Raw genomic sequence first — 12,592 nt, forward strand, 5'->3', positions numbered from 1 at the left:
ATGCTTTCAAATTTAAGAATTTCAATTGTAAAAGTAACCCTGCCATTCTTTTAATTTTGTCTAAAAACTCTTATTTATAATTGCTTATGAGTCCTTTTGTAATATCGGGTTGTCACTTTGGCTTTTAAACGATTCTTCTTTCGATCCTGCGTCGTTATGTATTAGCTGTTCTATGTTTTGATTAATGTTTGTGAGACAATCGAAACATAAACATTTTCCCCAGTGCTGTTTTATATATTCCCGCACTCCATCGTTTAATATTATTTTGCCGCAATTACAGAGCCTGATATTATCAACACGACAGACAAACACGGTGGCACATCTAGGGCATATCTTTTCCATATCTGTTTTGGTTATTATCATCTTTGAATTTAAAGATAGCATAACTTTTTTAGTACCCGAAAGTATTTAATGACGCACTTGAAGATAGTAACTATTTCTAGTTTCATCCTTCATCGGTCAATAAAACGTTTTGCGGCTTTAGTTGAGCTATTTATCGGAAATGTAAACTTTATAACCCGAAAGTTTTCATCCAAGTAAATGTTCTGGCAGGTCTTCTGACTTACTCTTATTTTAGAATCACCTTCCCATCTGTTTTACAGATAGTGGTATCGGGAGTATTTCTAAAACAATATTTGTAGAGTTTACAGCAGCGGGTCTGTTCAGGACTTACACCTGATTCCCTTTTCACCATTCTTTATTGAATAAAAAGGATGGCACCAAAACGTTGCAAATATAGAAAATAACTTTGGTTAGAGTATTGCCTTAATAAAAAAAATCTTTTCTGAAACCAGAAAAGATTTTCCTTTAAGAATGTGCCTTTTGTTGAAGGAGAGTCTACAGCTACAGAGTATTACTCTGCGCAGTACAAGGTCTAGGTATTTTTTGCTTTTTTCGGCTTTCTAATAGCCTATAGGGCAGCAACAGCTAGTATACTCGTTTTATCCTTTATTAGATTCGGAAGATAATAATTGATCCTTAAATTTTTTGTTATACAAAATAATTAAAACTTTATGTAACGCAATATAATCAAAATCTCCTTTTTTTATAAAAAATTACTGAGAAATGTCGCTGTTTTGAATTTTTGAATTTTGCAAATATTTGATTATTAGATTTTTGAGTTTGATTTAAAAAGTGAGGTTGAATCCTGCCGAAGCATTTATTCCTTGCAAGGTATAGCCGTAATATCGTTCGTATTTCTGGCTTAGCACATTGTTAATCTTCGCATACAATGACAACCATTCCAAGACATGGTAACTCGCCTTGAAGTTTAGCTCGTTGATACTTTTCATACTTGTAGCTCCTGTGCCGTTCCAAGTCTTTCTTCCTCCTTCAAATTGATAGTTGGCTGTCAGAATAAGATTTTCGATAAACGAAAAATCCGCATTGAAGTCAAATGTCAATGTTGGCAGTCCCCAGGCCTTTTTCTCACTGAAAACTATATCATTCGAATATTTACTCAGGTTATAAAAGTGTGCGATTGCTTTTATCGATAAATCGGTGTATGGAATAAGTTTTGTTTTGATGGCTCCGCCGAAGTGTCCTTCTCCCATATTGGCATATAGAACATCACTCACATTGTTCCATGATGTAGTCTGTGTCTGTATATACAGATGATTATCGTTGGTATATTTGTAACCGCCGAATATATCGAATTCGAAACCGGTGATTGCTCCCGAACGGATCCCCAGCCGTGCATCATATAATGTTTTGGAGATGTTCACACGTCCAATAGGATTGATATAACGGTTTTCTTTATAAATATTGATAAAGCTGTTGTCGTTGATTCCTCCGTCAACATTCAGATACAGCAGGCTGTTGTCATTAAAGTTCCAAGATAAATCGACAGTCGGAGCAACAGCAAATTTATTACTGGCATCGATAGCCCAGTTGATATTTGCTCCAATAAGAAGCCTTACATCTCCGTTATCTATTTTCAGATAAGGATTGGCTCTCAATATGGTCAGATTATGATACAGGTCGTTTTGTTCGTTGCTGTAGTTATTGGTGTGTCCATCGTATTTTTGGTAGAACAGGTTTCCTCTGATACCTACTTTCTTATCGGAAAAGAACGGCTGAGACAAATCGACTTTTGCATCTATAATATTTCCTCTTGGACCATCTTCTGCCATATCAGAAGAATATTTTGATGAAAAGCGGTTGTATTTAAGACTGGCCGAGTAATTCAGATTGTCACTGGACTCTATTGAATTGACTCCGGTTTCTACTTCGAATATATTTACCGATTGGTTTTCCGATACATTCTTATTGTCGGCACTAACTATATTAGCACTAGGTGAGAAGGTAGAAAATATATTAGGATTACCGTAATAGTTGAATCCGTTGTTGAGGAACGATCCGCTTAGATACCATGTTGCAGTTTCGAATTTATGGCTGTAACGGGCTTTTATGAAATTTTCCATGTTCTTGGCTTTTTCTTCATCATAAGCTTCTGTGCCGTTCAGATATTTGATTTTTCCATTCGTAGAATTATGTGTTCCGAAAAGGTCAAACTGGTCATTAGGCGCATCTACGATACGGTAACCTAAAGCTCCTTCGAGATTAGAATACATACCGGCTCCGAAGTTGAGGTATCCTCTTTGTTTGGAAGATGTAATTCCTGTGCGGATATCTCCCGATCCGGTGTCACCTATAGGGTATGATGCAAAGTTTACTGAAGGGGCTGCATTTTCGAATCGTATATCGTACTGTTTCTTCTGTGGTTCATGCAATGCCGGTAAAGTGTTTATTTTAGAAGCATCCTGTATGGTTGGAGTGTACTCTCTTTCCAAAGACACCTGACGATTGAGCAGTGTATCTTTTGTGGCTGTCTGTGCGTCAATCGATTGTATCGCATAAACAGCTATAATGCTTGATAGGATGGTTTTGTATGTAATATTCATCGTTTCTAATATTTGTGGTCTCAGACCTCTTTATAATTTTTAACCTGCTTATTTGTTTAGTGACGCAAGACGTTCGCTGATCATAGTTCTTATGTCGGATTCATCGCCTGTATAATTTGCATTGAGACTTTCAAGATATTGTTTCGCCTGAAACTTATCTCCTTTTGCTTTATACGTGTCTGATAATACGATAATAGCTCTGGCCAGCCAATAAGCATGAGGTGTTCCTTGCTTCATTAACGATAAAACTTGCTGTTCTGCTTTGTCATAGGATTTAGCTTTGAAGTAAGTTTCTGCTAACAAGTAGTGAGCTTCCGAACCATAAATACTGCGGGTATCGGTTGCTGCTTTGGTCAGGTCTTCTATGGCTTTGCTTGTGGCTGATGTAGCTAAATATGCTTTGGCTCTGGCCAGGCGGGCTTCGCTGATCACTTCCGGCGAAGTTTTGTCCGAAGATAAAAGCTGGGTTGCCACAGTTATTATTTCATTGTTGTTACCGGAAGTCCCTGCTGTTTTAAGGATTCCGAGTTGAGCGGCATTCCGTTCTTCGGCATTGACTGCTGCTCTTTCGAGTTGCTTGAAGGTATTGTATGCCGATTGAGAATCGTTATTCGCCAGCTGTATTTCTCCTATGTGAAGAAGGGCTTTGCTCAGATTTTTAGCATTACCCGATTGTACTGTCCGGTTAAATTCCGACAGGGCTGTCGAGTTGTCTTTTTTCTCGTAAGCTACAATTCCTATATAATAATGTGCATCACCGGTAAATTGACCGTTGGGATGCGATTGCAAATACTTCTTCATGGCATTGACAGCTTCTGCCGACCGTCCTTTCATATATACATTTTCTGCGGCAAGATATGTCAATGAATCCTGACGGCTTGTAGATATGATAACTCCCGATCCTAAAGAATTGGCATAATTGGCATAAGATGATATATCATTCATATCACGATAGATGCCTTCGAGACTTTGCAATGCGATACGGGCTTCTTCTGTATTTTTATTGATATCGACTACTTTCTTGTATGCGGCGATAGCCTGATTGGTTTGGTTGATATTGTAATAAGACTGACCAAGTAGAACTCCTGCTTTTGCCGCAATATTTGAGTCGGGATATTTATTCAGCATTTGACTTAATACGGAGGTGGCATCCTGTTCTCTGTTTAACATCACCAATGCTCGGCTTTTTTCGTACATGGCATCATCTACATACTGAGATTCGGGATATTTGCGAATCATGGCATCCAATGCAGATATCTTTCCATTGTAATTATGTTGAAGCCCCATGACAAATGCTTTTTGAAACTCTGCGTATTCGGCACTTTGTTGATTGTTGTTTGACGCTTGAGCATAAGCACGTTCAGCCTCTCCAAAATTACGGCTGTACAGATAACAGTCTCCTATACGGTTCAGAGCATCGGCATAAGTAAGATTTTGTCTGTTTTTTTCCTGCGAAACATATTGACGGAAACTATTCAGAGAGTTCGGATATTGTTTTTCTTTGAAAAAACTATATCCCAAATTATATAATGCAGAGGTGTAATTTTCGGCAGATGGGGTTGTCTGTGATATATATGACTGGTAATCTTTGGTTGCTGTTGTGTATTCATTCTTTCGGTAGTAGCTTTCTCCTCTCCAGAAATAAGCTTCGTTTTTCGATTTGATATCGTAGTTACCCATGCTTATACAGTTGTTGAAACGCTGGATTGCATTATCGTATTTACCATCGATGAAGTCCTGAGCCCCTAATTGGAAAAGAATAGTTTGTTTAGCTTCCAATATTTGTTGTCCCGGATTACGCATCTGGTCAATAACATTTAAAGCCGCCTGATAATTTTTAGTGGCAAGAAGCGTTGAAGCCAACTGCTTATTAATCTCGTTAACATATCTCGAGTTAGGATATTCTTGTAGAAAACGTTGCAGTACTGTTATCGATTGGTCAAATACCGACAATGATGTCTTGTGTACAAGCATCGCGTAATTATACAGAGCGACTTCACTGACAGCAGGATCGAACTGAACGCGTGATGCCGCGTCGAAAGCCATTAACGCATTGGTATTATCGTTTATTTTCAGATAATTTTGTCCGAGGAGCATATAAGATGCCTGTCCCAATTTGTCTTCTTTGGATGCAGCAAACTGTAATGCCCTGATCGCATCCTGTGGCGATCCGGACTGAGAATACGCTGTTCCGAGCTGGAACATATCTTCTCTGAAAGGTTTATCTGTTTTGCTCAGGTATTTTTCATAAAACGAAATAGCTTCTTGTTGTTGTCCCTGACGATAGTAACTGTTTCCTAGGATACGGTATACTTCGCCGGAATTTTGATTATCTGGATAACTGTTCAGATAATTCAGTCCGGCGGTGATCGCACCATTGAGATCTCCTTTCAGAAATTGACCTTGTGTGATAAAAAACAGTGATTGTTCTTTGTATTCGGGTACATTTTTCAACTTGCCGAAAACATTGAGTGCTTCATCGTAATTTCCATCGTGAAAATCGATATACGCCTTATAATATGTCGCGGGTTCGTAATACCTGTTGCTGTTTTTTGCCAGTGCGCTGAACCTGTTATAGGCTTCGGCCTTGTTGCCTTGTTGCAGATTAGAATATGCAGAACGGAAGGTATAATCTTCCTGATCGTTGAGGCTGAGGTAGGAAACATCGGATTGTTTGAACCAGTATAAGGCTTTATCCCACTCTTTGTCTTTGAAAAATGAAGATCCGATATAAAAGCAAATATCATTGCGGTGATACGATTCGGGATATGTATCGAGGTATTCACGCAGAACAATTGCGGCATTTTCTTTTCCTCTGAAATAAGATGAGGCTGCAATCATGTAATCGGCTTCGAGAAGCAGGCTTTTGTCTTTGCTCGATTGTTTGAACTCGGTCAGTGTATTTTCTGCTCCTGTGTAATTATTATTGAGGAACATCTCTTTCCCCTGAATAAATAGTCTGGCGGGCAATTCATTGGTAATGCTTTTCTGTGCATTCGAGAATTGAATAGATGATGCAATCCCGACTATAAAGAATATTTTTTTCATATATTTTCTAACTAAGGTCTCAGACCTCTTTATTGCTTTGGTTGATAAATATCCAAAGCCTGTTATAATATTAAGTTTAATGATTTTTAAGTAAATCCGTTTACTCAATAGTCAGCAAGAAAGTATCGGATCTTAGTTTTTCGATTCCCTTCTTTACTGATTCCAACCCAAAAAGAGCCGGATCCAGATCTCCTATCGGTATAAACTGTAATGCGGCAACATCGTCGTGAGCCTTGAACGAACTGTCGTCATCGGTATTACATAAGAAAAACATATCGGTGGTTTGTACCTCAAATCCCGAATACATATAGGTATTAGGAATAGAAAAAAGATATTTCACCGATGTTATGCTCAGGCTTGTTTCTTCCAGCACTTCTCTAATAACAGCTTCCTCTCCTGTTTCGTTCATATCAACAAATCCTCCCGGAAGATCAAATGTCCCTTTGGCGGGGTCGTTTGCTCTGGTTGCCACTAATAATTCTTTATTCTTGTTGATAATAACCGCTACAGTTGCTGACGAAGGATTGAAGTAATAAATGAAGCCGCAGTCTTCGCAGCGTTTAGACTTAAAATTGTTTTCTACAAAATGGTTTGACCCGCACTTGGGGCAATACCGGAATAAATGTAATGGATGTTCTTTTTCTGGCATAACGAAATAGTTTTACACTTAAACCACAAAGATAGCTAAATAAAAAGATATGATTAATGGAGATATTTTTTTACTCTAAAAGGAAAGAAAAAAGAGAAAAAAAAGAGGTTTTTTAATTAAAAAAGGAAGTGTATTTGTAATTTATAGGGTGAAAAATGTAATACTTAACCCGTTTTTTTTGTGTTTTTTTGCATATCCATAACTCTAGGATTGTGTAAGTGTAAAGAAAATATGATTAAAATATTATAAGGAGGTGATGATAAAAGCCTTTCCTTTGTCAGGGTAAATGTGGATGTTGTATAATAATTTTATAGTTTCAGTGTCATATGAAGGCTTCTCATTTTTATATAGTAAATTTAGTATCTTCTTTTTTATCAGCCCGTAATATTGTTCATAATAGAAATGTTTTGAAGGTTCAGTACGAATTTGAGCCTAAGAAGTCTTCAATTGTTACAATTGCGAATTTGTTAAAAGATTATGATTTGCAGAGCCGGACTTATCTGGCCGATTTCGATACTTTGCAAAAAGAGCGGAAAAATGCATTCCTGCATCTTAGAATCAGTGATGGACGTTTCGTTATGTTAAAAAATATAAGTACAGACGGCAATGTTACTTTTTTTGATCCGGTTATCAATAAGAATATACAGATTTCTAAACCGGCTTTCCTTAAACTTTGGAGTAATGTTGTTATCTATTCAAATGAAAGTGTTGTGAAGAGTAGTAATAAAAAATGTGAGAAAGTAAGATCCTGATTTTACATCCTCTCATAAATTTTTAAGGTGGTTTGATTCATTCAAACCACTTTTTTTTTAAGTAAGAAAAGAATAATGAGCAACAGGAGGTGCTTGGTGACATACTTTAATGCGATAATATACTTTAGCTGTTATGCTTGCAAATTCAACAATTGACAATCGCCGAAGCAAAGGCGAGTCAAATAGGTTTGAGACTTAAATGTTCTTTTATCCGGCTTCCGAAATGTCCTGTTTTTTTAATACATTAGCAGGATTTTACAAAGCTATAATAAACCTTGAGTCTTTTTGATTGCGGATGGTCGCAGTGTTGGTATCTTTATTATTAAGGTCGGAATACTTTTTGATCTTTAGGAAACATAACAACATATAGTTAAATCGAAATAATATATCGTTAAAACTTACAGTTACTTACTATTATAATATGCGAAAATTTCCTCACTACAAGCAACACGATGCAATGGATTGCGGTCCTACATGTTTACGTATGATTGCAGCTTTTTATGGTAGGCATTATTCCTTGGAACGACTTAGGCAGAAATCCCGTATTACAAAAGAAGGAGTTTCATTGTTGGGTGTTAGTGAGGCCGCCGAATCGCTCGGATTCAGAACGATGGGGGTAAGCATCTCTTTCGAACAGCTTTGTGAAGCCCCACTGCCTTGCATTGTGTTTTGGAATCAACAGCATTTTGTGGTTGTTTACGATATAAAAAAGCATAAGAATGGTTTTACTGTGTATGTAGCCGATCCTGCCGGAGAAAGGCTTAAGTATACTCAGGATGAATTCTGCCGCAATTGGATCTCTACCGAAGACGAGGGGGTGCCTCATGGCATAGCTTTGCTGCTGGAGCCTTCGCCCGAATTTTACAGTTATGAAGGAGAGACTGAGCAGCGTACAGGATTTCGATTTCTCTTTTCTTACCTGAGACCATACAAAAAAATGGTGGTTCAATTGATACTGGGATTGATATTGGGTAGTTTGTTGTTGCTGATTTTACCTTTTCTATCACAGGCGGTAGTTGATATCGGAATTAGTACCTATAATCTGAATTTTGTTTATTTAGTACTTGCGGCTCAGTTGGTTTTAACGTTTAGTAATGCTACGGTTCAGTTTATCAGAGGATGGATATTATTGCATCTGGGTAGCCGTATTAATATTGCGCTGATATCCGATTACTTGATTAAGCTTACCCGTATGCCGATGGGGTATTTCGATACTAAGATGGTGGGAGATATTCTTCAGCGAATAAATGATCATACCCGCATACAGGATTACCTTACCAATTCGAGTCTGAATGTTTTATTCTCGTTTTTTAATATTGTTATTCTGGGATTGGTGCTTGCTTTTTATAGCTTGAAGATATTTGCCATATTTATCATAGGCAGCCTTTTGTATTTTTTATGGGTCTGGTTATTCATGAAAAAAAGAGCAGAATTGGATCATAAAAATTTTGCGCAGCAATCTGCTAATCAGAGCACAGTCATACAACTTATAACAGGCATGCAGGAAATAAAACTGAATGCATGCGAACAGCAAAAGAGATGGGGGTGGGAAGCAATACAAGCACGCCTTTTTAGAATAAGGGTCAAGGGAATGGCTTTGAGTCAGTATCAGGATTCGGGAGCTATATTTATAAATCAGACAAAAAATATACTTATTACGGCATTGGTCGCAAAATTCGTTATCGATGGGGAGATGACTATCGGTATGATGGTTGCCGTACAATATATAATTGGGCAGTTGAATAGTCCGGTAGACCAGATTATTGAATTCGCCAGAAAAACTCAGGATGCCCGTTTGAGTCTCGATCGTTTGAGCGACTTACAGACTCAGGAAGATGAAGCGACTCTTGACGACAGCCGTATTCAAGAGATCCCATCCGGAAAAAATCTGCTTGCCGGAGGACTGTACTTTGCTTACGATGGTACATCAGAAGGTATTTATGTGTTGGATGATGTCGGAATAATGATTCCATCCGGGAAAAAAACAGCAATAGTGGGAACCAGCGGGAGCGGCAAAACAACCCTTCTGAAATTATTCTTAGGATATTATCCCCCGCAAAAAGGAATCATTTTATTGGGAGAGAACCGATTAGATAATTATAGCCGCAAAGAATGGAGAAGTCGTTGCGGTATAGTGATGCAGGAAGGTTTTATATTTTCGGACAGTATCGCCCGTAATATTGCTCCGGCAGCTGAAATTATTGATAAAGAGCGGCTGCTGATGGCTGCGACAATGGCTAATCTATCCGATTTTATAGACTCTCTGCCTTTGGGGTATAATACTAAGATAGGTAATGACGGACATGGGCTTAGTCAGGGACAAAAACAACGGATACTCATCGCACGAGCGATTTACAAAGATCCCGAATTTGTCTTTCTGGATGAGGCGACCAATGCTCTCGATGCCAATAACGAAAAAGTGATAATGGAAAATCTGAATAAGTTTTTCAAAGGTCGTACATCCATAATTGTTGCTCACCGATTGAGTACAGTGCGTGATGCCGACCAGATTATAGTACTTGACAAAGGGAAGGTGGTGGAAGTGGGGACTCACGACGATTTATCGGAAAAGAAAGGTGCTTATTATCACTTAGTGAAGAATCAATTGGAATTATAAATGAAAGAGTCTAAACATAAAAATATAGAATTAAGGAGCGATGAGGTTAAAGATATTCTTACTCGTCCGCCGCACTCATTGGTACGTTATGGTACAACAGTGATTTTTGTTGTACTGGGATTGATTTTTGTAGGATGCTTTATTTTTCGTTATCCCGATATTGTGAAGGGAAGTGTAAGTGTTACAACCCAAAATCCCCCTTCGTGGCTTTTAGCAAAATCGACCGGTAGACTGAAAGACCTTTATATATCCGATAAGCAGTTTGTAAAACAAGGCGATCTGATTGCTGTCATTGATAATCCGGCATCAACAGAAGATGTAAAAGCTGTAAAGAGATATCTGCAGACCGAAACAATTGTATCTGACTCTGTTGTCTTACTGTCTCAAAATTTACTTAACCATACGTATGAATTGGGTGAATTGCAGGCTTCATTCTCGGATTTTATAAAAGCTGCAGTTAATTACGAGAATTTTGTGTCATTAAATTTGACTAAGCAGGATGAAGTTTCTATCCGTCAGCAGATACAAGGACGAACTGTTTACACTTCAAACCTGAATACTCAGTTAGACCTGAAGCGAAAGGAATTAGCTTTAGCTAAATCAACCTATGATAGAGATAAGCAATTGTACGAAAAAGGAGTGCTGTCTAAATCGGAAGTCGAAGAGTCGGAGAAAACTTATCTGGGGCTCAGATTGGTTCTGCAACAACTTGAAGCAACTATATTATCAGAAAAAATAGAAAATAATAAGCTGTCTAATTCAGCATCAAAACTAACGGTCGAGTATCTTCAGGATAAAAACAGTAAACACTCCGAACTGGTTTCTGCGTATCGAGAATTGGTGTCGGAAATCGAAACATGGGAACAAAAGTATATGCTGATTGCACCTCAGTCAGGAGTTGTGACGTTTAATTCTTATTGGACAAAAAATCAGATAGTAAGTACAGGAGACAAGGTATTTGTTGTAGTGCCTGCCAATCAGGGAGACCTGATCGGTAAGGTTGAGATTCCCGAATCCGGAGCAGGGAAGATAAAAATAGGACAATTGGCAAATCTGAAAATATCAGGATATCCGTATCTTGAATATGGAGTTTTGCAGGGGACCGTCAAAAGTATTTCGTTGGTGGCTAACCAGAATAAGTATGCCGTAGAGATTGCTCTTTGTTCGGGTATGAAATCGACTACGGGTGCAGTATTTAATTTTACAGGAGAACTGAATGGTACCGCCGAAATTGTAACTGAAGACCGTTCATTGGCTAATCGCATATTGTCTCCTTTGAAATATCTTCTGACAAATAATTTTAAGTAGATAATATATGTTTCTCAACATACCTCAATTTTTTATAATCTTTTATAAGATTATTATAGGAGGGTTGACGTTAAATGAAAATATGGTTATATAAAATATCGAATCTATTTTGTTTTTTTGCCGTTCAAAATCAAATCTAATTTGAAGAATGACTGTTCTGGATATCAAAAACCTGGATTATTGTTACAAAGAAGACCTTATCTTGAGTAACTTTAATTTATCGATAGAAAAAGGGGAAATATATGGACTTATCGGAAATCCCCGATCAGGAAAAACTACTATCATTGGTCTTGTCTTAGGATTATTGGGTGCTCCCGAAGATACTATTTATTTGTATGGTGAGGATTATGCAAAGCGTAGGAAAGAAATTCCCGTAATTACGGGGAGTGTTGTAGACATTCCTTGCTTTCATAATTTTCTGACGGTATGGGAGAACTTTAAGTTCTTTGAGGTGAAATATCATTTGGGGGAAGAGCGCATTATCGAAGTATTAAGATTAATAGGGCTGGCTAGTGTGCGTAATAAGAAAGTCAGAGCCCTGAGACTGGAGCAACAAAAAAGATTAAGTATAGGACTGGCATTATATCACGATCCTGACTTTTTGGTTTTGGATGATCTTTTCAGGGATTTAGGGAAGCAATCCAAAACCCAGTTATATAAACTGTTGCTGAAATTACGAAAAATAGGTAAAACGATACTTCTTACCAATCGGGGGTTGACTGATGTCGAAGGCATATGTTCAACCATCGGATTTCTGGAAGAAGGCAATCTTATATTGGAAGGACAGGTTAAGGATGTGAAGAAATACCTCCAAAAAGAAGTAAATATGAAAAAGAGTTTACCTCTCCCACACCGAGTTTGTTTTTCACGGGAAGACCACCGAATTCAGTGTTGACGGGGTATTGGATACATATCGAGTAATTTTTTTAAAAAAAGATATAATTCTAAGTAGTTGTAAATAATGTTGTTGTAAAGGAGGCATAAAAATATTTTAAAAAAAGGCATAAAAATATTTGGAGTGTATAGTAAAAGGGACTACTTTTGCACTCGCTTTAAGACCGAGAGACGGTCACTAAGAGAAGCGAAAAATAAAAGAAGCGATCTTTGAAAGATTTGAAAAGGAACAAAAAAATATAGCATTAGACGGGTGATACGGTCTTACGACCGGTATCAACTCTAAGTCAATACCTAGAGTCAATAATAAAGGTTAGAATAATTCTGAGAATATAAAAAAAGATATACAAAGAAGAGTTTGATCCTGGCTCAGGATGAACGCTAGCGACAGGCCTAACACATGCAAGTCGAGGGGTAGCAT

At 37.7% G+C, this 12,592-nt stretch carries 8 protein-coding genes, 1 rRNA gene and 1 riboswitch; of the genes, 5 read left to right on the forward strand and 4 right to left on the reverse strand.

Going from position 1 to position 12,592, the window contains the following annotated elements; genetic code table 11:
- Positions 1-84: 84 nt before the first annotated feature.
- From K322_RS21375 to K322_RS0111515, 4 genes are all read right to left on the reverse strand, one after another.
- Entirely contained in the window at positions 85-384 is a 300-nt protein-coding gene (locus K322_RS21375) for a cysteine-rich CWC family protein (RefSeq protein WP_035331951.1), read from the reverse strand.
- A 146-nt stretch (positions 385-530) separates the two neighbouring features.
- A riboswitch (cobalamin riboswitch) is annotated at positions 531-739 on the reverse strand.
- Between the two features lie 388 nt (positions 740-1,127).
- On the reverse strand, positions 1,128-2,903 hold the full coding sequence (locus K322_RS0111505; RefSeq protein ID WP_026627028.1) for a TonB-dependent receptor: 1,776 nt from the start codon (positions 2,901-2,903) through the stop codon (positions 1,128-1,130).
- A gap of 48 nt (positions 2,904-2,951) precedes the next feature.
- Positions 2,952-5,951, reverse strand: a complete 3,000-nt coding sequence (locus K322_RS0111510; protein ID WP_026627029.1) for a tetratricopeptide repeat protein — start codon at positions 5,949-5,951, stop codon at positions 2,952-2,954.
- Between the two features lie 100 nt (positions 5,952-6,051).
- Complete coding sequence (locus K322_RS0111515; protein ID WP_026627030.1) at positions 6,052-6,600, reverse strand: NUDIX hydrolase; 549 nt, start codon at positions 6,598-6,600, stop codon at positions 6,052-6,054.
- Between the two features lie 326 nt (positions 6,601-6,926).
- Between K322_RS0111515 and K322_RS0111520 the strand changes: the two genes are divergently transcribed.
- The 5 genes from K322_RS0111520 to K322_RS0111540 form a co-directional block, all read left to right on the forward strand.
- Positions 6,927-7,352: a cysteine peptidase family C39 domain-containing protein gene (locus K322_RS0111520; RefSeq protein WP_026627031.1), complete on the forward strand. Its 426-nt coding sequence runs from the start codon at positions 6,927-6,929 to the stop codon at positions 7,350-7,352.
- A 421-nt stretch (positions 7,353-7,773) separates the two neighbouring features.
- Positions 7,774-9,969, forward strand: coding sequence for a peptidase domain-containing ABC transporter (locus K322_RS0111525; protein ID WP_026627032.1), 2,196 nt, complete (start codon positions 7,774-7,776; stop codon positions 9,967-9,969).
- Complete coding sequence (locus K322_RS0111530; protein WP_026627033.1) at positions 9,970-11,277, forward strand: HlyD family secretion protein; 1,308 nt, start codon at positions 9,970-9,972, stop codon at positions 11,275-11,277.
- A gap of 148 nt (positions 11,278-11,425) precedes the next feature.
- Positions 11,426-12,172 carry an ATP-binding cassette domain-containing protein gene (locus tag K322_RS0111535; RefSeq protein WP_026627034.1) on the forward strand — a complete coding sequence of 249 codons (747 nt, stop codon included), beginning with the start codon at positions 11,426-11,428 and terminating at the stop codon, positions 12,170-12,172.
- 345 nt (positions 12,173-12,517) lie between these two features.
- Positions 12,518-12,592: ribosomal RNA gene (locus tag K322_RS0111540) — 16S ribosomal RNA — on the forward strand; the annotation flags it as partial.

Source organism: Indolivaga capnocytophagoides DSM 22835 (assembly GCF_000426485.1).
Taxonomy (GTDB): Bacteria; Bacteroidota; Bacteroidia; order Bacteroidales; family Dysgonomonadaceae; genus Dysgonomonas_A; species Dysgonomonas_A capnocytophagoides.